This window comes from Paenibacillus sp. FSL H7-0442, assembly GCF_038593105.1.
GTDB classification, from domain to species: Bacteria; Bacillota; Bacilli; order Paenibacillales; family Paenibacillaceae; genus Paenibacillus; species Paenibacillus polymyxa_D.
Genome location: NZ_CP151963.1, coordinates 2,192,066 through 2,215,816, shown reverse-complemented (window position 1 = coordinate 2,215,816; position 23,751 = coordinate 2,192,066). Strand labels below are relative to the sequence as shown.

Genomic DNA, 23,751 nt, shown 5'->3' with positions numbered 1-23,751 from the left:
TACTATTTCATTTTACCAAGGTTTCATATAATTTCATGTGTGTATTTACCCATTTTTTTCATTTTGAAACAGAGAACGCCTTCCATACACAGGCGCTTCGTCCTGAGTTGTCGAAAAAGCGCGCTGAATACGCACAGTACAGCCTTCCCGCAAGCCGGATCCTGTAAGTAGCTGGTTATCTCCCACCCTGAACCAGAGCCCTTCCGGGAACTTTGCTTCCATAATATATTGCATGCCTTCCGCCGGAGGCTCGCCGAAAATGCGCACACCCAGCATCAGCTTTAAATGTTCCACCGAGTATTCATCAGCTACCTCGATGTCAAACCACTCTGTTTCCTGTCGTCCTGAAAGCACGGTCAGGATCATCTGTCATCCCTCCCGATCCTTAATATATAGCAAAGTTCACGCAAAAAGCCTATTTCCACGGAAATATGGCTATCGTAACTGTAGCATCCGACTATTAGACTGTCAATTTGTTACAAAATACCCACTCCAAAAATAAAACGGTGACTTTGGTCATAGATTCTCATATTAGTAGAGTCATTGGTATCAATAATATGTATTGGATCGGTTCTAATATGGGTATATACGTCATTTTGTCGATTAGTTAGAACTAAATTCGATTGTTACCTAGATTGTTGTGAACACTTTGTAAATTTTTCAGACCTTTATGTTTTTATAAGGTGTTTTTAAGGTAATTTTAAGAAACGGGCACTACAATTAAGCCATGAAATAACTCAGGCGAGGTGATTTTTGTGAGAACATTAATTACATTTCAAAACAAACGTATTCCCGTATACTTCAATCAAGAAAATAAGCAACCAGTACAAAAAACATTAAAACTTCTAAGTAACACTTTGGAGAATAAAATCTCCAGCGGCAAGCGTGCCCTTCAAAAATGCCTTAACTCTTTGATCAGTATAGAGATTGTCGGTTGTGAAGCCATCCTGCATAGTGTTAGTGAAAATGATTCATTGGCATTGTCCCTCTATTAAGAGGGACTTTTTTTTGTCCACTTTAGACACACAAAAAAGAGAGGGACATTTCAGCACCCTCTCCATATCAGCAGCTTTAAAACATGATACATGTGACTTACCGCAGCTTATGGATTGATCAGACTTTATTTAAAGTATTCTGCGATAACCTTTTTTACCGCCTCGTTCCTTATTCTGCGCCTTCTCAATCCGTATTCTAAACAGTTCTAGTAAATTAGCGCGTGTATGCTCTTCCCGGCAGTTGTCCAGCTTTTTTAAGATAAAACGGTCAATGGACATATGACTCAGGCTCCTTTACAGCAAGCTGCCCCTGCTTTTCAAGGGGATGATCAGGCTATCCATTTTTAACCATTCTGCCTGTTGTTTAAACAGGTACGTTCCTTATAGGATAAAGCAGGCGGGATTACATACCCTTTAATAAGGGTAAATACATAAAGTTTCGATAATTTTATCACGTTAAGCCTGGAAGCTATGGACAAGGAGCGAACAAAAACCATGAGTAAACACATGATTACCAAAATAGTCTGCAACCTTTTATTCGCATTCTTAATTCTAACGATGCTGGCTGCATGCAGCAGGGAAAAAGCTTCAACCCGGAGTATAGCCCAACATGAAGCTGAAGCACGTGCCTACACCGTAACGGGTAATCCCAACCAAGGTGCATCATCCCTTGATGAACGAGCTGCCAATCATACACCTGTCCATCAGCAAGGCAGCAGCTATGTCGAAATATCAGGTGGCGTCAGCATTGATAAAAATACCGTGAAGGTTACAGGACATTCCAACCTCCCGGCCGGAGCACGGATCAAAGGGAATCTTGCGGTCAAAAACTCCCTGTTAACTGGGTACACGGATGAGACAACCGTTCAAAAGGACGGAAGTTTTGTACTCCAGGTACAACGCCCCGGAATACAGGGCAGTATGGATCTGACTGTTCTGTTCCGTCCAGATGACCAAGACAATGAAATACGAAATCTGTATGGCAGCGGTGGCAACAAATTGGAAGGTCCTTATGTATATCAATACGAAGAAAACAAACAGCTTCTGCATGAAGTTCGGATTGGGGCTGAATTTGATCCTGAACAAGAACGCAATACCCCTTTAGTTAAGCCCGTCTGGAACAAACCTAAGGACTACGGTAGCCCTCAAGTGTGGATTAAGCCTGATGTGAAGCAAGAGGGTAACTATTATCATGTATATGCGCGCAGCAATTTGCTGGAAGGGTCGGACGTCAAACTCAAGATTGATTTTCCGGGACGATGGCAGTTTGGCTACGATGATCAAACCAAAGTTATGCCTGACGGCTCCTTCAGCATGAGGGTCAAAAAGCCGAGCCTTGCCAACCGCTACATCATAGTCATAAGTTTCGAACCAAACGAAGATATGTGGACCAACGCCAAACAGGCGTATGGTACACAAGGAGAACGTCTTTCGGGACCGTTAGTCAAATCTGCAGACGAAAAAGAGGGCTCCAAACAGATTGAAGCCCGTATCCCTATCCAACCCAAATCGTAACTAAACGCAGCATCTAACTTAAAGTTACGGCCGTTCGCCATGAAATACGCTTCACAGATACAGTCTATGACGCGGTTTCCACGTATGAGTAGATACAGAGTCTCATGTCGTCTAACCGCTACGGCTGTATCGTGACTGGCGTGCCTATACTTACCCTCTCCTGAAGCTCAAGCACATCCTTATTCTGCATTCGAATGCAGCCATGTGACACCATCTTGCCAATGGACCATGGCTCATTGGTGCCGTGAATGCCATAATGCGGCTTGGACAGCCCCATCCAGAACGCTCCGAAAGGTCCGCCCGGATTAGGTTGTTTGTTAATAATAGTAAATTGCCCATGCGGTGTCTGTGTAGCCAGCTTGCCAATACCGACTGGATAATTAAGGACAATCTGATCTCCATCCTTCAAATATAAACGACGATCCGATAAATCCACCACAATGCTGTAGTTCGGCATATATTCACCCCTTTATACCATATGCCGACTACAACATAGATTTTCGTATATTTTTACATTTGATACTTCACTGCAGTTCGGCTCACCACTCCACATCACGTCGCCAGCCACTTCGCTGATCCCTACGCCCCGGGGTTGTGCTTGAACGGCTATCTTTCCTGCGCCGGTCTGCTTCCTTACGCGCCTGATATTCCAGTTCCCGCTGCATTTTGCGATAATTGTTCACTCTGGATTCCGACAATTCCCCTCTCTCTATAGCTTCCTCCACTGCACATCCAGCTTCTCCCTTATGCTTGCAATCTGCAAAACGGCATTGCTGCGCCGTTTCCATGATATCCGTAAAGGTATGAGCGACACCCATGGAATCATCCCAGAGATTAAGCTCGCGCATACCAGGTGTATCCAGCAAAACGGCTTGCTTTGCGATAGGAAAAAGCTGTCGGTGAGTGGTTGTGTGCCTGCCCCGACTGTCTTCCTCCCTCACATCCTGTGTCAGTTGAACCTCAGACTCGGAGAGCCAGTTTACTATCGTGGATTTGCCACTACCGGAAGAGCCTGTCAAAGCAACTGTAGAGCCAGGCTGAAGAAACGTCTCCAGTTGCTCTCTGCCTTCATTCTGCAAAGCAGAAATAACGATAACAGGTACACCAGGGGCAACTCCCTCCGCTTCAGCAACCCGTTGTTCAACATCTTCACAAAGGTCACTCTTACTCAAAACGACAACCGGGTTTACCCCGCTGTTCCAAGCCATAATTAAATACCGTTCCAGTCTGCGCATATTAAAATCATGATTCAGCGCATTAACAAGGAACAGCGTATCCACATTGGTAGCGATCAGCTGCTCCCTCGTCTCAAAGCCCGCGGCCTGTCTAGATATTCGACTTTTCCGCGGCAAGACGGCATGAATTACTGCATCCGACACTTCATCTGGCGTAGTGATTGCTAGCCAGTCCCCTACAGCAGGCATTTCCGCCGGATCGACAACAGCATGTCGTAGCTTACCTGAAGACACTCCCCAGCGTTCTCCATCCATTGTGATAAGCTTCACCTTTTGTCCGTAATCGGCAATCAAGCGAGCAGGACGTACCTGTGTATTTCCTGTGCGTTCCTCAAAGCCTTGCTTCCATTGGTCCCAAAAAACGTTCCAGTAATCAGACCAACCGTATTCATGTATACTCATTGTTTTCCTCCTGAATTCATTGTTCATTTTTGATCGTAATGTTATTTGATAGGTGTACATTTTCTCCCCGCATGCGAACAACGCGAAAAATCCGCAGGGGTTTCCCTGCGGAGGGTATACGATTCAGGTCGATGCGATCCGTTCGTTCACTTAAGCAAGCAGTCTCACAGACCACTCCCCAGAACCAACAACTGGATAACAAGACGCCTAACCATAAAAAATCCGCAGGGAATCACTCCCTGCGGATTTCGTTGGTTCTACTGTCCAACCAACTGCTAAGCCAAGACCATAGATCTATACAGTCTTTAACCGTGCATTGTCCGTGCGGGAGACAAGTCATTCTGCTGCTGAACCCATCCATTCATGTTCGTACGCATATAACATCGCCTCCTCCTAAAATTTCCTTTATCATACAAGTCCATCAATTGTCTGTCAAGGCGGCTACGAAACTTTTTTGAAATCTTGGTCAAGTTTCGTTTAGCGTACCTGATCCCAGCGCGTCCACATCTCACGCGGGTTCAATTCGTACATTTCCCGTTCCCTGTACATAAACTGATGCATAATCAGCTCACGCCGAATCGTTGCAAAATCCTCATGGTATTGCTTGATCCACTCGTTTAATTCACGTTCAGGATACATGCGGCCTGGCTCCAGCTTTTCTGCTAGCATCTGAAGTACGATCAATTTTTTCTTATACTGCGCAGGGATTTGGCGCAACTTGCCGTCCTTGGAAAAAAAATTGCGTAAGACCGATGCCTCCAGCGTTTCATTCAACTCTGACATCTCTTCCTCCCCCTCTCCTTTTTCGAAAATAAATCGCACCGTCGCCTCGGCATGCTGCCGGATCAATTCTGGATTCAGTGTAAAATACACCGTGTTTTTATCACGTCGTTCCTTAATCAACCCAGTCTCACGAAGTTTGGAAGCATGATGCGTAACAGTCGGTTGGGACAAATTCAGCTTTTTCGCCAAAGCTTGGCCATGCATCTCCCCACGGGACAAAAGAAGTAGTATCCGCATTCGCGTTGGATCAGCAAGTGCTTTATGATAATTGACCATTTTATCCAGTTGCATCGTTATTGCACCTCTTTTCACTAGTACATACTTGCTATGCAAACGAATTCAATCACAAAAATTAGATATATATCTAATTATATGTTCACTAAATGTGGCTGTCAATCTTCACCGTCTGTCATCTTTTCTGAAAACGGCTGGATATTGTGTTCGCATTGCGGTAGGATTATTATTTGAAAACTTCTCACATACTGAGCGATTTTCTTCAATCCTGAGATCCGTTTTTAATCGTCAAAATAATGTTAACCCTACAAAACTGGCGTAATAAACCAATACAACTGGAGGTTCAACCAAATGCACGACGTAATCATTATCGGTGGCGGACCCTGCGGACTATCTGCTGCAATCGAATGCGGCCGCAGAGGTTTGCAAACTGTCATTATTGAAAAAAGCAACATCGTTCACTCCATTTTTCTGTATCCGACGAACATGCAGTTTTTTAGCACCGCTGAACTACTTGAAATCGGTGATATTCCATTCAGTACCCCTAATGACAAACCTTTTCGTCATGAAGCACTGGCGTACTATCGTAAGGTAGCCACTCATTATAACTTGAACATTCAGCATTATGAGGAGGCCCAGTCCATTCATCGCCAGGACGACGGTACATTTACGGTACACACCCTGAGCAAAGGAGAAATAACCAAAACGTATTCGTCACGCTATGTCGTTGTGGCTACCGGATATTTTGATCATCCGAACTATTTGGGCATTCCCGGGGAACAATTGGATAAAGTCACTCACTATTTCAGCGAAGCCCATCCCTACACAGGAACCCGGGTTGCAGTTATCGGTGGCAGTAACTCTGCGGTAGATGCTGCGATGGAATTAGTGCGGGTCGGAGCTACGATTGATATGGTATATCGTCGAAGCGAGTTGTCCCAATACATCAAGCCGTGGGTTCGTCCACTGTTTGACAGTATGGTACAAAAAGGGAAGATCACGCTGCATTTAGGCGCACGCATTACCGAAATTCATCCAGACCATGTCGTAGTCACTCCGCTGGACACTGAAGCATTCCGACTCGAAAATGATTTTGTACTGGCACTGACTGGATTTCACCCGGAACGAAAACTACTGGAGTCTGTCGGCGTTCATATGGCTGAAGATCTGGACAAACCAGAATTTAATCCTGCCACGATGGAAACGAACATCCCAGGTATATATGTCGCGGGGGTCATCGCTTCAGGCAGCAATGCCAATGAAGTGTTTATTGAAACAGGCCGCTGGCACGGGCGTCAAATCGCGGAGCATATCCAAAGCTAAATAAACGAAGGAGAACATCTGTATGGATTACAGCTCACTTATCTTACTGGTATTGGCTGGTCTTGGGATTGTTAGTGGCAACTCTACCGTGACTATTGCCATGGTTGTATTACTGCTGCTGCGGGTAACCAGCTTTCATTCTGCTTTCCCCTGGCTCGAAAAGTATGGCCTGACGATCGGAATTATTATTTTGACGATTGGGGTCATGACCCCGCTAGCCAGCGGTAAAATCAGCATCAATCAGGTGATGGAGTCCTTCCTGCACTGGAAATCATTGCTCGCGATTGGTATTGGGATTTTGGTAGCTTATCTTGGCGGCCGCGGAGTAACTTTGATGTCTGGACAGCCCATTATTGTGACAGGTCTACTGATCGGAACCGTCATTGGCGTTGCCTTCTTTAAAGGAGTTCCTGTTGGACCTCTAATTGCTGCCGGATTGCTTTCCTTGTTAATTGGCCGCAGCTAAATTCGTCCAACAAATATAGGAATAAATGATAGCAATCTGCATGTCGGGCTGAATTCAGTCCCGCTTTGTGGTATACTCATATCGCATAATTTGGTAAATGCAGGAGGCTTGACCGATGTCTCGACAATTTGTAACGGAAGCTGTAATGGTGGCTATATACGGCCAACTTCTTACATCTCCCGCCCCTGTGGAATATATGGTGCCTTACACATCACTGCTAGAGCTATACGAATTCCAGGATAGCACAGAGCCGCTCATGGATAATCCTATGGACGATCAACATGTGAAGCGGAAGGTAAGCGAGTTGATCAGTTATTTTGAGGAACCGTTGAATCAGAAAAAAATTCGGCGTGCGCTTCAGATGCCTTGGGCCAAGAGCTTGCCTATTCTATTCGATGCCAATACATCACTCATTATCATTAATGCTGTTGATACAGCACATTACGGAGAATATTTTGATCCAATTGAGACTGAACTGGTGTTAACAGCTCAGCGTGAATCATTACCCATTCTGACGGATCAATTGGACTGGATCCACCGCATTATCGAAGCTTCCGTACCTGTACATGTGTACGACATTGATGATTTTGATTTTGCACTCGATGGCCCGATACTTAACAACCCTTAACATACGACATACCCGCCTTAACCACAAAAAAGCGGCGGAGCATCATGTACAGGTTCATCTCCTGTAACACGATACTCCGCCGCTTTTCATGTCCAAGAACAATTATTTGCACGCTATGATTGACAGTGGAGTACTAAGCTTGTCCATCCTCAACATAGGTATAAATAATGTCATCATGTTCCTCCAAATACTTAACTTCCAGATGATGGCCCTTGAGATACCAGTAATCCTGGTCCTCCATATAAAACGTAATGCCAGCCGCTTCATGCTGTAATACGGGGTGCTGCGGAGGCTCTACGGCAATTCCCAGAGAAAAGCCTGGATGCAACCCACCGCCAGAGCTATAGCGAACAAAAAAACGGATCGAATCTCCACGTTTCAAACCAAGCTCCTTAATGTACCACTGTGCCGCAGGTTCAGTTACCTGTATGCTCATACGCTATTCTCATCTCCTTATACAATGACGTCTGCTAACTATATCATAGCATTTTTTAGAATGACCACCAACCGTCCTAACCCAGCCAGTTTTTTGGACAAGCCATATACATTTTTTTGAAAAAGGTTTGACAATTCGCAAAAAAGGGTGTTAAGATTCAACCATACGAGATCCATTTTGAAATTTATTACCAATTTGAACGATTACTCATGTTAGAATGAACCCATTTTGAGGAAGAAAGGAGTGTTACCGGTGCTAAAATTTCCTATTGCATTTTACCCACATCTACAAACACAACAACTTCATACCGGAGCATCTCCCCTGTCGCATCCTTCAGAATTGGGCCATTCACGTTGTATGGTTTAATACGAGTGGCTGCCTGCGTTTGAGTAGTTTTTCAGTGGTGAGTGTGCTGAAAATACCTGCGCGCCATATGATATTGAGATTTAAGGCATATCGTCTGCGGACGGTATGCCTTTTTTGCGCCTGTTGTCGGATCTTACTTGTGGCAGCAAGCCCTGTTGTTTCTTCAAAATGGTACACAACTCTCGAATGAACTTGTCATGAAAGGATGGGATTCCTCTTGTTTTCAGTACTTAAAAATTTAAGCTGGTTTTTTAAAAGAGAACGAAGCCGATACTCCATTGGACTGTTTTTGCTGATAGCTGTTGGTGTACTGGAGCTTGCTCCACCTCGGCTGCTAGGTAGTGCCATTGATGAAATTGTGCGCGGTTCAATTTCCTGGTCCTCACTTTGGCATTATATTTTGTACATCATAGGCATTCTAGCCGTCATCTACTACATTACGTACATATGGATGCACAAGCTGTTTGGTGGTGCCAATCTGGTGGAGCGCTTACTGCGCACACGCTTTATGAATCATCTGCTGCGGATGACCCCTCCATTTTTTGAACGTAATCGCACTGGCGATCTGATGGCTCGGGCCACGAACGACCTTCGCTCCGTAGCAAGTACAGCGGGCTTCGGCATGCTGACACTGACAGACTCTACGGTCTATCTGAGCGTGGTATTAGTTGCCATGGGCACCCTAATCAGTTGGAAGTTGACACTGGCAGCTATCCTGCCCCTACCTTTTATCGCACTGGCTATGAGCATTTACGGTAAAGCCGTTCATGAGCGTTACACACTGGCACAAGATGCATTTGGTGATATGAACGATCAGGTGTTGGAATCCGTGGCTGGTATCCGGGTCATTCGCGCCTATGTGCAAGAGCGAATGGACGAAAAGCGTTTCGCTGATATTACTGACGATGTATTTCGTAAAAATCTGGCTGTCGCCCGGATGGATGCTCTCTTTGAACCGACGATCCGTTTATGTGTAGGACTTAGCTACGTCATTGGACTCGGGTATGGTATTTATCTGGTATTTCATAACGATATCACGCTAGGCGAATTGGTCTCCTTTAATATGTATCTAGGAATGATGATTTGGCCGATGTTTGCCATTGGAGAGCTGATTAACATTATGCAGCGCGGTAGCGCTTCCCTGGACCGGGTCAATGAAACTCTCGATGTCCAGCCAGACGTTCAGGATGCAGCTCAACCTGTTCCAGTAGACCGCCTCGAATCCATCAGGATGAAAGACGTTACCTTCCGTTACCCTACCTCTACTATTGACAATCTGTCACATGTGAGTCTGGAGCTCAAACGCGGAGAAACGCTAGGCGTCGTCGGTAGAACCGGCAGCGGGAAATCCACTCTGCTCAAACAGCTACTGCATGAATATCCGACGGGGAGCGGTGATATTTTAATCTCCGGCATAAGTTTGGAGGACATTGCAGTAGAACAACTACACAGCTGGATCGGCTACGTGCCGCAAGAGCAAATTTTGTTTTCCAAATCGGTGCGCGAGAACATTCAGTTCGGGAAACCTCATGCAGATGATGACGACATTATGGAAGCAATCCGTACTGCTGCCTTCGATCAGGATTTAGGTACCCTGTCTGACGGGCTGGATACACTGGTCGGAGAAAAAGGTATCGCTCTGTCCGGCGGCCAGAAGCAGCGCGTTTCGTTGGCACGTGCCTTTATCGGTGACCCGGATATTCTATTGTTAGACGATGCACTATCTGCAGTAGATGCCCGGACGGAAGCAAGAATTATTGACAATATCCGACGCAAGCGCTCGGGTAAAACGACCCTGATCTCCACCCACCGCCTCTCCGCTGTAGAACATGCAGACCGGATCGTCGTGCTGGAACAAGGACGCATTATTGAGGAAGGAACCCACAGCGAGCTGCTTCAGGCTGACGGATGGTACCGACAACAGTATGAACGGCAACAAGTGGAATCTGATCTGACCTCAGGGGAGGTATCCTAATGAAACCCAATATCGGCAAAAGACTATTCCAGTACGCACTGACGAGCAAAGCAGGCTTTATCGCCGCTCTCATCGCTTTGGCTATCGGAGTAGCCGCCGAGCTGGCTGGTCCCTTCATCGCCAAAACGATGATCGACGACCATATGCTCGCTATTGAAAAACCATTTTATGAAACAACTAGTGTGGACGGCACCGTAAGCTATGCGGGAACCCACTTTAAGCGTGAAGATCGCTTTGAGTCCGGGGAGACTAAAGGTCGTGAAGCGAGGATTTTACAAGTTGGAAAATCTTTCGTATTTGTGGATGGCTCGGTTCAAGTGGCTGACGGTAATCGCTCCTTTACGAACGGAACGCTGACTGTGACACGCGGCTCCGACACCTTTCGCTATGAAGCCAAGGCTCTGACAGCTGATGAACTGTATAGCTTTTACAAACCGGAAATGCCCGGTATCTTTCAGCTGATTGGTTGGTATTGCTTCTTCCTGGTTATTTCCATTTTTGCTGAATTTGGCAAAACATACTGGCTGCAATCCTCGGCGAACAAGGTCATTCAAAAGCTTCGGCTTGATCTCTACGCGCACATCCAGCGGTTGCCAGTTTACTTTTTTGATAACTTGCCTGCAGGCAAAGTCGTATCCCGTGTTACGAATGACACTGAGGCAGTCAAAGATTTGTTTGTGGCTGTGCTCTCAAATTTCACTTCTGGGATTGTGACGATGGCAGGAGTATATGTTGCACTCTTTTTGCTGGACTTCAGACTGGGTCTTATCTCTCTGTTTATTGTACCGTTACTGATCTTGTGGATTGTATTGTACCGCAAGGTCGCCACCCGCTATAATACGATCATTCGGTCCAGACTCAGTGAGATTAATGCGATTATCAATGAATCGATTCAAGGGATGTCCATTATTCGCGTGTTCCGCCACCAGAAGCAAACGCAGCAAGAGTTTGAAGAACTGAATGATGACTATATGAAGCATCAGAATAAAATGCTGAATTTGAACGCCTTCACTTCGCACAATTTAGTCAACGTGTTGAGAAATCTCGCCTTTGCCGTCGTGTTGTGGTATTTCGGATCTGAGGCACTCGGAACGACAGGTAGTGCTGTTTCACTAGGCGTATTGTATGCCTTCGTCGATGTGCTGGGTCGACTGTTCCAACCTATGACGGGTATGGTCAACCAACTCGCCGTACTGGATACTTCCATCGTATCCTCAGGACGCGTATTTGAGTTGATGGACGAAGCTGGAGAGCCGGTGACCGACGGCATGATGCCGCGCTACAAAGGCCAGGTAGAGTTTAACGACGTTTCCTTTGCCTACAAAAAGGATGATGTACTTAAACATATTTCCTTTACAGCACACCCCGGGCAAACGGTTGCCCTTGTCGGACATACCGGATCAGGCAAAAGTTCGATTATCAACCTGCTATTCCGGTTCTATGATCCGCAAAAAGGAACGATCACCATTGACGGAACGTCTGTCAAAGACATCCCTAAGCAATGGCTTCGCCATCATATGGGTATTGTTCTTCAAGATCCATATTTGTTCACAGGTACGGTAGCCTCCAATGTCAGTCTCGGAGACAGCCGAATCACGAGAGAACAGGTGAATAAAGCGCTGCATGATGTTGGAGCTGACAAATTGCTGGCCCATTTGCCGCAAGGATTCGATGAGCCCGTTATTGAGAAAGGTAGCACCTTATCAGCCGGACAACGCCAGCTTATTTCCTTCGCTCGTGCACTAGCCTTTGATCCCGCAATTTTAATTCTGGATGAAGCTACTGCCAATATTGACACCGAAACAGAAGCGCTCATCCAATCCGCTCTTGAGGTACTTAAGAAGGGACGTACGACCTTTATCATTGCTCACCGTTTGTCCACCATTCGCAGTGCGGACCAAATTTTGGTGCTGCATCGGGGTGAAATTGTTGAACGGGGTAGCCATGACGAGCTTATGGCCCAAGGCGGGCGTTACTTCCAAATGTATCAGCTCCAGTCGGGAACAGTTGCAACAGAATCCGATTCAATCTCTGCTACGCCTCCTGCGCAAAATGACTTACTTACTGGCAAAGTCAGCATTTAAAGCTAGAATAGCCCTATTGCTTAGGGCTAACGATGAACATTTGGCATGAAAAACCAGCAAGTCTCCCCCACAAATTGGAGGCTCGCTGGTTTTATTTATATCTATAACGTATGGCTTGTAATTTTATTTAGCTACAGACGTGCCCGTTCCTGTGGGCGGAAGCACTGTTCCATCTACTGCTTTAAGCGTAACCTTATACTTACTGTCTACCATTGTACTTGTGTGGGTATCCGTAATGACCTGAATATTCATTTCCCCTGGCTTTGGACTAGTCAACTTGTAGTAAATTACTGCATTTGTATCATCTACGTAGTCGATGTGATCCACTTCAATGCCGTAACCTGGATTAGGTGCCTGCAAACGAGTAATTGTCACTTTGTTCTGCTGGTCATTCGCCTTCTCTATACTCATACTAATGTTATTTTGTTGACCCGGATCTGCAGGCTCAACCGGATTTTCAGGAGTGGATTCAACTGGTTTATGATTTTGCACAAATTCGGATGCGTTATAGACCATTTCTGCTGCCTCCATCCGGGTTACTTTACGATCCGGGTTAAAGTTGCTCTGTTCGTCCAATTTTGCAATTTTGGTCAACAGTAGGAATTGAATTGCTGCGTTTGATTCCTGATCTAGTTTTTTGCCATCCGCTACATTAATGTACATACGGACAGTTGGATATTCACCCGTTGCACTCACTGCTTTATACAGAATATTAGCAAATTGTTCTCTTGTCATACGAGTGCTTGGATCAATATCTGGTGACAAAGGGATTTGGTGTTGGGCTGCAATCCGATAGGACTGAGCATACCATGCGGAAGCCGGAATGTTTGCAAAGGAACCCGTTGTGAAATCAGGCATCACCTGAAGATCCATTGCACGAACAACCAAGTGTACTCCTTGTGCATACGTGAGCGTTTGATCCGGTGCAAATTTATCCTTGGTTATTCCTTGAATAATTCCTTTGTCCTGAAGTGAGTTTACGATCTTCTCCTGTTCAGCTCCCTTTATATCCAGAAAAGCAGAAGCCGACGTAGCCACTGCCAATGAGCAGACGACAAGCAGGGCAGCTGTCACACTTTTGTTCTTTTTCATGAGATACACCTCCATGTTTACTTTGCTTCTACACTTACCGACGCAATAGAATCATCAAATGTTTCAAATATACACAAATTGGTTGCAAAACGGTGGAATTCCTGCGATTAGTGTACCCGTCTAACTCTTTTCTGCTCACAACATTTATGCATACCCAAAAGTGGCTGCAACAGATTAATCTTTTACAGTATTCCTTTAGAAGAGCCAAGTATGGGTAGCAGTCATCCCGCCAGCAAAAACTCGCTCCCTTCGTTCGCTTTGCTTACATCCGATTCGGTGCTTTCAGACCAAGAAGTTGCAGCGCGCATGCCAGAATATCCGCAGTTTGTTCCGCCAACTGAATACGCCATTGTCCACCATCGACAATCCTTTCCTTGGCGTAAAACCGGTTAAACGCCTGGGCCGTATCCAATGCAAATCTCGCAATTACCGAAGGCTCTAGTTGGCGAGCCGCACGTATCAGTTGCCCGTGATAGCGACCCAATTGCTTAAGCAGCGCCCAACCTGCGTCACCCAATATTTCATCCGATACGTCATTTAAATCACGAGAATGGCTATCTTGGACAAGGTCATTGTAGCTAGGGTTAGTGTTAACATCAACATCGGCGCGAGCGTGAGCTTTCTCCAGAAGGCTGCGTATGCGCGCATGAGTATACTGCACATAAGGCCCGGTCTCGCCTTCAAAGGTCAGCGCCTCCTCCAACGAAAAGTCCACTTCATTCAGCCGGTTGTTTTTTAAATCACCAAAAATAATCGCCCCAATTCCAACGTTCTCCGCTATTGCCTGTTGTTCCTGTAAACCAGGGTTCTTCTGAGTAATGATGCCTTGAGCACGCGCTACAGCTTCATCCAGCACCTCCTCCAGCTTCACAACCTTGCCACGTCTTGTGGACATTTTCTTACCCGCAAACCGCATTAATCCAAACGGCACATGCTCACATTGCTCCGCCCATGCCTCCCCTGCATGCTTCAGCACCGCAAACACCTGCTGGAAATGCAACTTCTGTTCTCCACCAACGACGTACAGCAACCGATCAGCCTTCATCACTTCATGACGATAAATCGCTGTTGCCAGATCACGTGTCGGATAAATGGTGGTTCCATCCTTTTTCAGAATAAGACACGGAGGCAGTTCCTCGTCTTCCAGGCGAACTACGAGCGCCCCATCACTTTCCTCCAACAATCCTTTTGCTCTTAATTGATCAATAACTGCCTGCATCTTATCATTGTAAAAACTTTCTCCCAGCACATGGTCAAATGTAATGTTTAGACGCTGGTACATACGATCAAATTCACCCAGACTGATTTCAACAAAAAACTCCCATAGTTGTTGAGCCTCAGCATCCCCATGTTCCAAACGTCGGAACCACTCGCGCCCTTCATCCTCCAAAGTCGGATCATGCTCGGCTTCCTGATGAAAACGCACATATAGCTTTAGCGATTCACCAATCGGATCATGTTGTAACTGCTCCTCATTTCCCCATCTTTTATAGGCCGCAATTTGCTTACCAAACTGTGTTCCCCAATCCCCAAGATGATTCACACTAATAGGTACATAACCTGTTTCACCAAGTATGCGATACAAGGTAGCACCGATAACCGTAGAGCGAAGATGACCGATACCAAACGGTTTGGCAATATTAGGCGAGGACATATCAATAACTACCCGCTGCCCGTTCCCGATATTAGGCCTGAGGAAATCAGCCTTGCTCAATTCAGCAAGCATAAGCGGAATATGAACCGATCGATCCAAGGTTATGTTTACATAGGCACCCGATGCTGAAGCGGTTAAACCTTCTTTATGGCCTACTAGTTCCGCCAATTCCAGTGCAATGTGCTGCGGAGACTTTCGAAACTTTTTAGCCAGCACAAAACACGGAAACGCCATATCTCCCCATTCAGGCTGCGGAGGCACCTCAAATAAAGATAAAATTTCTTTCTCCTCCAAGCCCGTATGGGCTAATATCGCTTGAGCAGCAATCCTCATTAACATGATGATCTCTCTCCTTCTTTTTATAGAATCTAACAAAAAAAGCCCCCGCCTCTTGAAATCATTCAAGAGACGAGAACTTCAATATCCCGCGGTACCACTCTTCGTAAATCGGTTGTGCAGCTAAAGCTAACTACACAAATCGCGATTTCACTCCAATGACTAATAACGGTGTCTGCCGGGCTGATCTACTAGAAGTTCTGCTCGTTGGATCAATCGTCTCCCGGGTGCGCTTCACATCGGATCTCATACCGGCTTCCACCTCTTCCGGCTCGCTGTAATGATATGGCTTCGCTGCTACTCTCCCGTTCCATGACGTTAATTCCAATCATTATACAAACCTATTCAGTAGAAAGCAACCTTTTATTTCCTCTTCAGGCACTAGTTCCATATATGTAATTACACTGCCACCAATTGGCGGCAGGCCTGAACGCAACGACGGCAGGCTTCTGCACAATGTTTGCAATGATCATGGGAATGCTTGCTGCATTCAGCAGCACATACCTCACAGGCCTTGGCGCACAGCTCACAGATTTGCTCGGCAAAATCCGTTCCACGCTGCAGCATTTGGGCAGCAAATCCACATATTTCTGCACATTCCCTACTCACTCGAATACATTCACGCAGCATAGCTAAATCATATTCCTTCAAACTCGCTACGTAACATACATTGCAAGCGTTCATACATTCCAGGCAAGCATCCACGCATTGTTGGTATGAATGATTCATATTACATTACCTCCCAGTTGTTGACCCTGCTGTACTATTACCCGCTGTCCCTTGAGGTTAATCATTTGATGTGCGCGCTTTCAATAATAAAACAAAACAATATAATCCCGACTTATGTAAGGAAGTGTACTATATTCCAGTGTGCAAATGCAAGGATATTAATCACATAGATTTTTAGCCCCTGTTTCTGACTTGCATACGCTCAGTCATTGCTCTATTGTAAAAAGTGTATGTCTAACCACCGATCAAGGAGTGAACATTTTAATGAATATGTCTTCTGTAGAGGAACACCGTCAGGAATCCCCCCAACAAGTGAATTGCATGGTCGTGACTGTCTCGGACACACGCACCGTGGAAACAGATACTGGGGGACGACTGCTCATGGATCTACTAGAAACCAATGGATATACAGTTGTTCGATATGTCATCGTCAAGGATGACTACGAAGGTATTCAGCAGTTAGTATCCGAAGCAGCGGCACAGGATGACATCGAGGCTGTTCTTTTGACAGGTGGTACCGGTATTTCTCCACGTGATACTACATATGAAGCTGTCTCTTCTCTACTGGATAAGGAACTACCTGGCTTTGGGGAAATCTTCCGTTATTTAAGCTTTGCTGAGGACATTGGTTCAGCAGCTATCTTAAGCCGGGCTGTAGCTGGCACTGTGGGCCAGACAGCTGTATTTTCTATGCCTGGCTCACGCGGAGCCGTTCGTTTGGCAATGGAACGCATTATTGTCCCTGAGCTACGACATGTGATGAGAGAAATTTATAAATAAGCTCCTATTTCCTACATGCTCCAACACAAAGAGGCACCCCATGCATTCATGAGGTGCCTCTTCCAACTATTCTTTTTCTTCAACTTCGGGCTGCATATAGCTGTCGATCAGCTTTTGCTTTAGCTCCCATACCTTCTCGCTCAGATTTACACGATAAATTTCAGGGTTCAGCTTCCGCAAATATTCTGGCCAGAACAGTTTCAACTGTGAAGTATGGTAGGCACGAATTTCATCCAGCTCGGGAAGCTCATATACCTTCTGTCCATTTATAAAAATAGGCTCAAGCATCGGCACGGCTTCGTAATTTTCTACATACTTCTTCATATACGGATGCAAAGGGTTAAACAGCTTCAGGCGCTTACCATTACGCGGACGCTCTTCATCCGGAAAAGAAATATAATCGGCTACAGCTCTCCCTTTCTTCTTATCCACAATGCGATATACATCCTTTTTGCCTGGTGTGGATACTTTTTCTGGATTCCCCGAGATCTTGATCGTCGGCAACATTTCGCCATCCACTTCACGTTCAACCAGCTTGTATACCCCGCCAAGCGATGGTTGATCTGAAGCCGTAATAAGCTGTGTTCCTACACCCCATACATCAATACGTGCCCCTTGGGCTTTCAGGTTAAAAATCGTATTTTCATCCAAATCATTGGAAGCTACAATTTGTACGTAATCTAATCCTTCAGCATCGAGCATTTCTCGTGCCTGAATGGATAGATAAGCCAAGTCACCGCTATCCAGACGGATTGCATTCATACGCTTGCCCTGACTCTCCAGCATTTTTGCTGTCCGAATCGCATGAGGAACCCCGCTTTCCAGCGTGTCAAAGGTGTCTACCAGCAGTGTAACCTGATCTGGCAATACCTTCGCATACACGTCAAACGCCTCCTGCTCCGTCATAAAGGTCTGCACCCATGAATGTGCATGTGTCCCCTTCGTCGGGATTCCAAAATGTTCGCCTGCCAGCATATTAGAAGTCGCGTCAAAACCAGCCACATAAGCTGCTCGTGCTCCCCAAATCGCTGCATCTGCTTCCTGCGCACGCCGTGTTCCAAATTCGAGCAGTGTATCATCACTTGCCACCTGCTTGATGCGCGATGCCTTTGTCGCAATAAGTGTCTGATAGTTCATAAAATTCAGCAATGCCGTTTCGACAAGCTGCGTTTCCATAATCGTTCCTTCAACACGGACCAGAGGCTCGTTGGGAAAAACAAGGGCCCCTTCTTTCATCGAATGGACCGTTCCACCAAACTTAAACTGGCGAAGCGCCTCCATGAACATGGGATCGTACTTCTCCTCCTGTTCAGACAGGTAGCGAATGTCCTCTTCTGTAAACCGCAAATTTGCAATATAATTCACAATGCGTTCCAGACCCGCGAACACGGCATATCCATTACCAAAAGGGAGTTTACGAAAATACGCCTCGAACACAGCTTTACGCTGGTGACTTCCGTTCACCCAGTGGGCGTACATCATATTAATCTGATATTTATCTGTATGTAATGCGAGGCTCGTTGACTGCATTGTAATCATCCTCTCTGACTGTCTCCAGGTTTGTGGCGCTACCGCCTCATCTGCCCAGATTCAGCAATATCCGGCTCCATTTTGTTATCGGACATTGGTACACAATCGTTAAGTTATTTTACTTCTTCTGGCGTAAAACCGTATCCTCAGCCGATCGTACCGCGGCTCCAAGACTTCCCTCAAAATGACCCAAAGCCCAATCATGTCCAGCTTGATTAAAGCTCGCCACAGCGTCCTTGTATACAGTAATAGCAAAACCTTTGTTATAAGCATCTACAGCCGTATGCAGTACACATATATCCGTACACACACCAATCAGATGAACTTCCACAATACCACGTTCACGCAGCCTGAGTTCCAGATCTGTGCCCGCAAAAGCACTGTACCGTGTTTTATCCAACCAGTAGATAAGATCACTTTGTTGCTCATAGAGGCTATGGAGCTTGCCATACAAATGTCGTCCGTTGGTTCCACGTATATTATGTGGAGGAAACAGCTTGCTCTCCGGGTGATAAAGGTCGTTCTCCTCATGCAAATCCACAGCCATGACGACAAAGTCCCCTTGATCTACATATGCCTGCGTAATTGCTGCGATCCGTTCATCCAACTCAATCGCAGGTTGTCCTACAGGCAAACTACCGTCCACAAAATCTTTCGTGTAATCAATCACAATTAGTGCTTGCATCGTACGGTCAGCTCCTTATCCTCAAAGTGAAATTGTACGTTCTATGCGTGACCTATTACATTAGACGTTACGTGTAGATAGATAAACGCGGTACTCTGTCACTAAAACGGTACAACTGTGCCGGTCTTTGTGAATACTGGTTGGAACTGAGCGGTTTGCCGTTCTCATCACGCACCTCTTCCAGAATTCCCTGTCTGCTACGAGTCGATGTTATTTTGCGAATAAAGTTTGGCTCTTCGAAGTCCGGTACGACACTCTGTATCACCTGATATAATTCACCCAGTGTAAAATGTAGCGGTAAAAACTGTTTGGCGATCGTCGTCTGAAGCATCTGCAACTGAATTTTGCGATAAGCATCTACTATGATATCCCGGTGATCGAATGCCAGCTCCAATTCCTCCAACGCTTCGCGGATTGTGAATAGCCCCACCTCGGAAGCATCATCGGCCGCCTGACGCTGTTCCAACATCCATTCTTCTACCAGCGCAAAAAATGCATGCGATATGATCCAGCCGCGCGGATCACGTCCCGGTCCACTATATACACCCAAATACTCCAGATGCCCGCCGTCCACACCCGTTTCCTCTAACAGTTCCCGCTTGGCAGCTCCATACATGGATTCATCTTCCTGACAAAACCCTCCAGGCAACGCCCAGCGTCCTGCAAACGGCCAACTGCGGCGCTTGATGAGCATCACTTTCAGCTCCCGAATCGGCAATGTCTTTGTTACCGTCTTGCGCTCCCGCTTCGTTAAGGTAAACATAACGATATCCGCCGGAGCTCCATCTGGAGTGCGGTATTTCTTAATGTTATACGACGCCTTTTGCGCCTCTTCGTTTATACGATTGCTATCCATTGGCATCACCATATTATATCGTTTTGATAAATTCATTATGACATAATAAAAATTTTTGTCAAGCGTCAGGCCTTACCTGAATCACTTGCTTGTGTACGTAATACTCGGAAGGTTGCTGTAGATGTAGACCCAAGTGTGCCTTCACTATCCCTTACTTCCGCCTCAGTGGTTATAGTCCGACCTCCCTGATGAAGAATCCGCGCCCTAACCTCCAGTCGGCCTTGCCTCATGGCTGACAAGAAATGAACATTCAGGTTCGTCGTTACACATGGATCCATATTTCGTGAAGCCATACTGACCATCCCCATCGCCTGATCCATCAATGAAGTAAGCACACCCCCATGGACAATACCCATCACATTGGTATGCTCTTGTTTGGCTTCCAAAGCGATCTGTACCTCGTTTGCATCAGCTGCAATCAGCTCACACCCTAAATACTCCCAAAAAGTATTATTTTCGCCCTCTAGCATCTTACCGAACTTATCCATTCCCTTGCTTCCATCCCTTCTATGTTGTCCCATTTCTCTTGATGTCTTATAAATATATACGATGGCAAATTGCTTTCGAAAAAAAGGCGTGGAAGCTACGCCTCCACACCATAAATTTCATTCTAATCACTGCAATTCGACGAGGAAGTACTTTTTCCCTCTTCAACGTTCACCTTCTCAGCAACGGTATCACGAATCGCCATGATCACCATTTGCAGTAGCTCATTAATTTCCACCTGACTCTGCTGAAACTCCGTTACAATTGGAATACCATCAAGTTCTTCCTGTAGCTCCTGTAGCTCGGCCTCTATTTTGGCAATCATTTTTTGATTTTTTAAGGATTCAAATGCAACAATTTCCTTTTGCTTCTTTTTCATCGTTGCAATCAGTTGCTGAATGCGCCCATGATCCTGAATCTTTTCTTCTGCTTTCCGGAATACCTGTACTTCCTCACTGCTACCCAAAATACCTGCTAATTCTTTGGCTTTTGCCAATATCATTTCGCGATTGACCAAATGATCATGCTGGCGCGCCGCCGATTGAAGTTCTGTTTGTTGCAACCGCTCCTCTGTCATTGTCCATCGCTCCTTTTCTCACTTAGACGGCCCTGCACACAACCTTACTCAGACCGCATGCAACCCGCTAGAATATTCTTTTATCCGTTAACTGCTACAGCCGTTTCAACCAGATCACCTTTGATGTAAAAGGTCATAGGTTCCGTAATTTTCACTTGAACAAAGGAACCAATCAGGTCCTGAGAACCCTCAAAATGTACAAGCTTATTGGAACGGGTCCGACCGGCAAGCACTTTGCTGTCATTTTTGCTCTCGCCTTCCACCAACACTTCAACCACTTCGCCACGCAATCGACTATTAAAGCGAAGGCTGTTTTGGTTCACCGCAATGTTCAGACGCCGGAGACGCTCTTTTTTGACCGACATAGGCACATTATCTTCCATCGAAGCAGCTGGCGTACCTTCACGTGGTGAATAAATGAATGTGTAGGCAAAGTCATAGCCGACCTCGCGCACCAAAGATAGAGTATCTTCAAACTGCTCGTCTGTTTCGCCCGGGAAACCTACAATGATATCCGTTGTCAGAGAAACATGCGGAACAGCTGCTTTAATCTTCGCTGCCAGTTCCAGAACACGCTCACGGGTATATTTTCGGTTCATTTTCTTCAATATATCCGTATTACCGGATTGAACAGGCAGATGGATATGCTCCACCAAATTACCACCCTTACCGAGCACTTCTACCAAATGGTCATCAAAATCACGTGGATGTGATGTTGTAAAACGTACACGCGGGATATTGATTTTGCGCATATCATCCATCAGATCCCCGAATCTGTAATTCAAATCTTTCAAATCCTTACCATAAGCGTTAACATTCTGCCCCAGTAAGGTGATTTCTTTAAAACCTTGACGTGCCAAATCCCGTACTTCAGCGATAACATCCTCTGGACGACGGCTTCTTTCCTTACCACGTGTAAAGGGAACAATGCAATAGGTGCAAAATTTATCACAGCCGTACATAATGTTCACCCAAGCCCGCATACCCTCGCGCTTCTTCGGCAAGTTTTCGATAATGTCGCCTTCCTTAGACCACACTTCGACCACCATTTCTTTGCTAAAGAGTGCTTCCTTGACGAGCTGAGGCAGACGATGAATATTATGGGTACCAAAAATCATATCGACAAAACCGTGTTTTTGCATAATCCGGTTAACGACGTTCTCTTCCTGTGACATGCAGCCACACACGCCGAGCAGCAGTCCTGGCTTTTCTGTTTTGAGATGCTTGAGGTGACCCAGCTCGCCAAACACTTTATCCTCCGCATTTTCACGGATAGCACAAGTGTTTAGTAAAATGATGTCTGCTTCCTTCCGATCCTCGGTTGATTGGTAGCCCATTTGCTCCAGCAAACCTTTTATGGTTTCGGAATCATGCTCGTTCATTTGGCAACCAAATGTGTATACGATGTAATGCTTTCCCTCACCGATATGCTTTAGCTCATCCGGGACTGCGTTATCATATAATACCTGTACATCCTCTTTACCGCGTTGCTTTTCTTTTCTATGGTTCGGCTCCGCCATAATGTTGATTTCACGTCCGCGAATACGGATCTTTTTGCTATGCTCATCTTCAGAAATAATCTTCGCATCCGAGAAATCAAAATATTTGGAGTAATCTTTTGTTTTCTTTTCCATTCCTTAGTCACTCCTTACACCATCTATTTCACGAGCTAATTTGTGATTTTACTGTATCTTTAGGCATGGGTAAATTTATTTTAAGTTCTAAAAAAACCTTTAAAAAAGGCATTACACTAAATTATAGCATGATTTATAGGCCATCGCCATAGATCAACCGCAGATACCATTGAGTGCAAAGTGAACTCATGTTCTTTTTGTACATAAGTGAAGTATTTGTGAATTATATAGTATGTAAAAAGCCCGATTCTTTTGCAAGAATCGGACTCTTTAAGCCTTCCGGCATTTAAATCGTGTATATTAGTCTACGATTTCAGCGTTGTCACCGTTTTTCACACCGGCACCGTTCGCTTCATCTGTATCAATGTGCATATCCAAAGCAAAAGAATCGGACACACGTGCAAGAACATTTTCAAATACAAGACCACGTTCGCCGCCAACACGTACTTTCAGCAACTGCTTGTCCTTAATGTCCCATTTAGCTGCATCAGATGTATGGAAATGAATATGGCGGGCTGCTACAATCACGCCTTCTTGCAGTTCCACTTCACCAGCTGGTCCTTTTACTGTGATTCCTGGTGTACCATCAATGCTACCCGATTCGCGTACAGGTGCTTTTACACCAATAGCAAAGGAATCAGTGCGAGAAATTTCCAACTGGGAAGCGGGACGAGCAGGTCCCAAAATGCGAACCTTATCAAATTGGCCCTTAGAACCAATTACAGCTACCGTTTCATTTGCGGCAAATTGTCCTGGTTGGGACAAAGGTTTAAATTCGGTTAATTGATAGCCTGCTCCGAACAAAATTTCAATATGCTCTTGAGTCAGGTGAATATGACGGGCGGAAACGCCGACAGGTACGATTTTACTCATCGTGTGGTCACTCCTTTTTCTCTATACAATACTTTACACATCCATGCTATTATACTCCTATTTTGCCAAGAAAGAAA

The 23,751-nt window shown here is 45.6% G+C and carries 24 protein-coding genes and 1 other annotated feature; of the genes, 8 read left to right on the top strand and 16 right to left on the bottom strand.

The features are described 5' to 3' along the window. Window positions 1-45: 45 nt before the first annotated feature. Window positions 46-366 (bottom strand): hypothetical protein, encoded by a 321-nt coding sequence (locus MHH57_RS10195; protein ID WP_029517061.1) that lies wholly within the window; start codon window positions 364-366, stop codon window positions 46-48. Between the two features lie 389 nt (window positions 367-755). Between MHH57_RS10195 and MHH57_RS10190 the strand changes: the two genes are divergently transcribed. Beyond that, the gene (locus MHH57_RS10190; protein ID WP_013370782.1) at window positions 756-995 is read left to right on the top strand and encodes a hypothetical protein; all 240 of its coding nucleotides are present in this window, start codon (window positions 756-758) and stop codon (window positions 993-995) included. A gap of 129 nt (window positions 996-1,124) precedes the next feature. Here MHH57_RS10190 and MHH57_RS10185 read toward each other — a convergent pair whose 3' ends face one another. Then, window positions 1,125-1,274, bottom strand: coding sequence for a hypothetical protein (locus MHH57_RS10185; RefSeq protein WP_023988262.1), 150 nt, complete (start codon window positions 1,272-1,274; stop codon window positions 1,125-1,127). 216 nt (window positions 1,275-1,490) lie between these two features. On the opposite strand from MHH57_RS10185, the gene MHH57_RS10180 reads away from it, so the two are divergent. Further along, window positions 1,491-2,510, top strand: coding sequence for a flagellar motor protein MotB (locus tag MHH57_RS10180; protein ID WP_342425971.1), 1,020 nt, complete (start codon window positions 1,491-1,493; stop codon window positions 2,508-2,510). Between the two features lie 118 nt (window positions 2,511-2,628). Here MHH57_RS10180 and MHH57_RS10175 read toward each other — a convergent pair whose 3' ends face one another. The 3 genes from MHH57_RS10175 to MHH57_RS10165 all read right to left on the bottom strand — a co-directional run bounded on the left by MHH57_RS10175 (window position 2,629) and on the right by MHH57_RS10165 (window position 5,221). Beyond that, window positions 2,629-2,967, bottom strand: coding sequence for a L,D-transpeptidase (locus tag MHH57_RS10175; RefSeq protein WP_029517059.1), 339 nt, complete (start codon window positions 2,965-2,967; stop codon window positions 2,629-2,631). Window positions 2,968-3,049: 82 nt separating this feature from the next. Next, window positions 3,050-4,147: a ribosome small subunit-dependent GTPase A gene (gene rsgA / locus MHH57_RS10170; protein ID WP_029517058.1), complete on the bottom strand. Its 1,098-nt coding sequence runs from the start codon at window positions 4,145-4,147 to the stop codon at window positions 3,050-3,052. A gap of 477 nt (window positions 4,148-4,624) precedes the next feature. After that, window positions 4,625-5,221: a metalloregulator ArsR/SmtB family transcription factor gene (locus MHH57_RS10165; protein WP_342435056.1), complete on the bottom strand. Its 597-nt coding sequence runs from the start codon at window positions 5,219-5,221 to the stop codon at window positions 4,625-4,627. 294 nt (window positions 5,222-5,515) lie between these two features. Between MHH57_RS10165 and MHH57_RS10160 the strand changes: the two genes are divergently transcribed. From MHH57_RS10160 to MHH57_RS10150, 3 genes are all read left to right on the top strand, one after another. Continuing rightward, window positions 5,516-6,487, top strand: coding sequence for a YpdA family putative bacillithiol disulfide reductase (locus MHH57_RS10160; protein ID WP_342435055.1), 972 nt, complete (start codon window positions 5,516-5,518; stop codon window positions 6,485-6,487). A gap of 22 nt (window positions 6,488-6,509) precedes the next feature. Then, window positions 6,510-6,953, top strand: coding sequence for a DUF441 domain-containing protein (locus MHH57_RS10155; protein WP_039273550.1), 444 nt, complete (start codon window positions 6,510-6,512; stop codon window positions 6,951-6,953). A 115-nt stretch (window positions 6,954-7,068) separates the two neighbouring features. Continuing rightward, complete coding sequence (locus MHH57_RS10150; RefSeq protein WP_039273552.1) at window positions 7,069-7,581, top strand: hypothetical protein; 513 nt, start codon at window positions 7,069-7,071, stop codon at window positions 7,579-7,581. 133 nt (window positions 7,582-7,714) lie between these two features. On the opposite strand, the gene MHH57_RS10145 is transcribed toward MHH57_RS10150, so the two are convergent. Continuing rightward, window positions 7,715-8,017: a HesB/YadR/YfhF family protein gene (locus tag MHH57_RS10145; RefSeq protein WP_039273555.1), complete on the bottom strand. Its 303-nt coding sequence runs from the start codon at window positions 8,015-8,017 to the stop codon at window positions 7,715-7,717. Between the two features lie 583 nt (window positions 8,018-8,600). Between MHH57_RS10145 and MHH57_RS10140 the strand changes: the two genes are divergently transcribed. Both MHH57_RS10140 and MHH57_RS10135 read left to right on the top strand, forming a co-directional pair. Continuing rightward, entirely contained in the window at window positions 8,601-10,358 is a 1,758-nt protein-coding gene (locus MHH57_RS10140; protein ID WP_318626636.1) for an ABC transporter transmembrane domain-containing protein, read from the top strand. Then, the gene (locus MHH57_RS10135) at window positions 10,358-12,442 is read left to right on the top strand and encodes an ABC transporter ATP-binding protein (protein WP_318626637.1); all 2,085 of its coding nucleotides are present in this window, start codon (window positions 10,358-10,360) and stop codon (window positions 12,440-12,442) included. The genes MHH57_RS10140 and MHH57_RS10135 overlap by 1 nt, the downstream gene beginning before the upstream one ends. 123 nt (window positions 12,443-12,565) lie before the next feature. Here the strand turns inward: MHH57_RS10135 and MHH57_RS10130 are convergent, their stop codons facing one another. From MHH57_RS10130 to MHH57_RS10120, 3 genes are all read right to left on the bottom strand, one after another. Then, window positions 12,566-13,534, bottom strand: a complete 969-nt coding sequence (locus tag MHH57_RS10130; protein ID WP_318626638.1) for an S-layer homology domain-containing protein — start codon at window positions 13,532-13,534, stop codon at window positions 12,566-12,568. Window positions 13,535-13,796: 262 nt separating this feature from the next. Further along, window positions 13,797-15,527 (bottom strand): arginine--tRNA ligase, encoded by a 1,731-nt coding sequence (gene argS, locus MHH57_RS10125; protein WP_340931993.1) that lies wholly within the window; start codon window positions 15,525-15,527, stop codon window positions 13,797-13,799. Between the two features lie 62 nt (window positions 15,528-15,589). Further along, window positions 15,590-15,846 (bottom strand) — a binding site (T-box leader). A gap of 77 nt (window positions 15,847-15,923) precedes the next feature. Continuing rightward, window positions 15,924-16,253 (bottom strand): four-helix bundle copper-binding protein, encoded by a 330-nt coding sequence (locus tag MHH57_RS10120; protein ID WP_023988251.1) that lies wholly within the window; start codon window positions 16,251-16,253, stop codon window positions 15,924-15,926. Window positions 16,254-16,517: 264 nt separating this feature from the next. Here MHH57_RS10120 and MHH57_RS10115 point away from each other — a divergent pair, with 264 nt between their 5' ends. Then, window positions 16,518-17,033, top strand: coding sequence for a MogA/MoaB family molybdenum cofactor biosynthesis protein (locus MHH57_RS10115; protein WP_029517048.1), 516 nt, complete (start codon window positions 16,518-16,520; stop codon window positions 17,031-17,033). A gap of 66 nt (window positions 17,034-17,099) precedes the next feature. On the opposite strand, the gene MHH57_RS10110 is transcribed toward MHH57_RS10115, so the two are convergent. The 7 genes from MHH57_RS10110 to MHH57_RS10080 form a co-directional block, all read right to left on the bottom strand. Then, window positions 17,100-18,563 carry a nicotinate phosphoribosyltransferase gene (locus MHH57_RS10110; protein WP_023988249.1) on the bottom strand — a complete coding sequence of 488 codons (1,464 nt, stop codon included), beginning with the start codon at window positions 18,561-18,563 and terminating at the stop codon, window positions 17,100-17,102. A 118-nt stretch (window positions 18,564-18,681) separates the two neighbouring features. Further along, window positions 18,682-19,248 (bottom strand): isochorismatase family cysteine hydrolase, encoded by a 567-nt coding sequence (locus MHH57_RS10105; RefSeq protein ID WP_029517047.1) that lies wholly within the window; start codon window positions 19,246-19,248, stop codon window positions 18,682-18,684. Between the two features lie 67 nt (window positions 19,249-19,315). Next, complete coding sequence (locus MHH57_RS10100; protein ID WP_023988247.1) at window positions 19,316-20,104, bottom strand: NUDIX hydrolase; 789 nt, start codon at window positions 20,102-20,104, stop codon at window positions 19,316-19,318. Window positions 20,105-20,169: 65 nt separating this feature from the next. Beyond that, on the bottom strand, window positions 20,170-20,592 hold the full coding sequence (locus MHH57_RS10095; protein ID WP_029517046.1) for a PaaI family thioesterase: 423 nt from the start codon (window positions 20,590-20,592) through the stop codon (window positions 20,170-20,172). 122 nt (window positions 20,593-20,714) lie between these two features. Continuing rightward, window positions 20,715-21,167: a YlbF family regulator gene (locus tag MHH57_RS10090; protein WP_023988245.1), complete on the bottom strand. Its 453-nt coding sequence runs from the start codon at window positions 21,165-21,167 to the stop codon at window positions 20,715-20,717. Between the two features lie 80 nt (window positions 21,168-21,247). After that, entirely contained in the window at window positions 21,248-22,801 is a 1,554-nt protein-coding gene (miaB, locus tag MHH57_RS10085; RefSeq protein WP_029517045.1) for a tRNA (N6-isopentenyl adenosine(37)-C2)-methylthiotransferase MiaB, read from the bottom strand. A gap of 300 nt (window positions 22,802-23,101) precedes the next feature. Further along, the gene (locus tag MHH57_RS10080) at window positions 23,102-23,674 is read right to left on the bottom strand and encodes a phosphate propanoyltransferase (protein WP_013309962.1); all 573 of its coding nucleotides are present in this window, start codon (window positions 23,672-23,674) and stop codon (window positions 23,102-23,104) included. Window positions 23,675-23,751: the final 77 nt, after the last annotated feature.

Excerpts from the sequence above, each read along its gene's own strand:
- MHH57_RS10090 (WP_023988245.1), bottom strand. The coding sequence starts at position 21,167 with ATGACAGAGGAGCGGTTGCAACAAACAGAACTTCAATCGGCGGCGCGC.
- MHH57_RS10165 (WP_342435056.1), bottom strand. The coding sequence starts at position 5,221 with ATGCAACTGGATAAAATGGTCAATTATCATAAAGCACTTGCTGATCCA.
- MHH57_RS10120 (WP_023988251.1), bottom strand. The coding sequence starts at position 16,253 with ATGAATCATTCATACCAACAATGCGTGGATGCTTGCCTGGAATGTATG.
- argS (WP_340931993.1), bottom strand. The coding sequence starts at position 15,527 with ATGTTAATGAGGATTGCTGCTCAAGCGATATTAGCCCATACGGGCTTG.
- MHH57_RS10095 (WP_029517046.1), bottom strand. The coding sequence starts at position 20,592 with ATGGATAAGTTCGGTAAGATGCTAGAGGGCGAAAATAATACTTTTTGG.
- MHH57_RS10180 (WP_342425971.1), top strand. The coding sequence starts at position 1,491 with ATGAGTAAACACATGATTACCAAAATAGTCTGCAACCTTTTATTCGCA.
- MHH57_RS10110 (WP_023988249.1), bottom strand. The coding sequence starts at position 18,563 with ATGCAGTCAACGAGCCTCGCATTACATACAGATAAATATCAGATTAAT.
- MHH57_RS10160 (WP_342435055.1), top strand. The coding sequence starts at position 5,516 with ATGCACGACGTAATCATTATCGGTGGCGGACCCTGCGGACTATCTGCT.
- MHH57_RS10195 (WP_029517061.1), bottom strand. The coding sequence starts at position 366 with ATGATCCTGACCGTGCTTTCAGGACGACAGGAAACAGAGTGGTTTGAC.
- miaB (WP_029517045.1), bottom strand. The coding sequence starts at position 22,801 with ATGGAAAAGAAAACAAAAGATTACTCCAAATATTTTGATTTCTCGGAT.
- MHH57_RS10080 (WP_013309962.1), bottom strand. The coding sequence starts at position 23,674 with ATGAGTAAAATCGTACCTGTCGGCGTTTCCGCCCGTCATATTCACCTG.
- MHH57_RS10105 (WP_029517047.1), bottom strand. The coding sequence starts at position 19,248 with ATGCAAGCACTAATTGTGATTGATTACACGAAAGATTTTGTGGACGGT.
- MHH57_RS10100 (WP_023988247.1), bottom strand. The coding sequence starts at position 20,104 with ATGGATAGCAATCGTATAAACGAAGAGGCGCAAAAGGCGTCGTATAAC.
- MHH57_RS10185 (WP_023988262.1), bottom strand. The coding sequence starts at position 1,274 with ATGTCCATTGACCGTTTTATCTTAAAAAAGCTGGACAACTGCCGGGAA.
- MHH57_RS10130 (WP_318626638.1), bottom strand. The coding sequence starts at position 13,534 with ATGAAAAAGAACAAAAGTGTGACAGCTGCCCTGCTTGTCGTCTGCTCA.
- MHH57_RS10145 (WP_039273555.1), bottom strand. The coding sequence starts at position 8,017 with ATGAGCATACAGGTAACTGAACCTGCGGCACAGTGGTACATTAAGGAG.
- MHH57_RS10175 (WP_029517059.1), bottom strand. The coding sequence starts at position 2,967 with ATGCCGAACTACAGCATTGTGGTGGATTTATCGGATCGTCGTTTATAT.
- MHH57_RS10150 (WP_039273552.1), top strand. The coding sequence starts at position 7,069 with ATGTCTCGACAATTTGTAACGGAAGCTGTAATGGTGGCTATATACGGC.
- rsgA (WP_029517058.1), bottom strand. The coding sequence starts at position 4,147 with ATGAGTATACATGAATACGGTTGGTCTGATTACTGGAACGTTTTTTGG.
- MHH57_RS10135 (WP_318626637.1), top strand. The coding sequence starts at position 10,358 with ATGAAACCCAATATCGGCAAAAGACTATTCCAGTACGCACTGACGAGC.
- MHH57_RS10155 (WP_039273550.1), top strand. The coding sequence starts at position 6,510 with ATGGATTACAGCTCACTTATCTTACTGGTATTGGCTGGTCTTGGGATT.
- MHH57_RS10115 (WP_029517048.1), top strand. The coding sequence starts at position 16,518 with ATGAATATGTCTTCTGTAGAGGAACACCGTCAGGAATCCCCCCAACAA.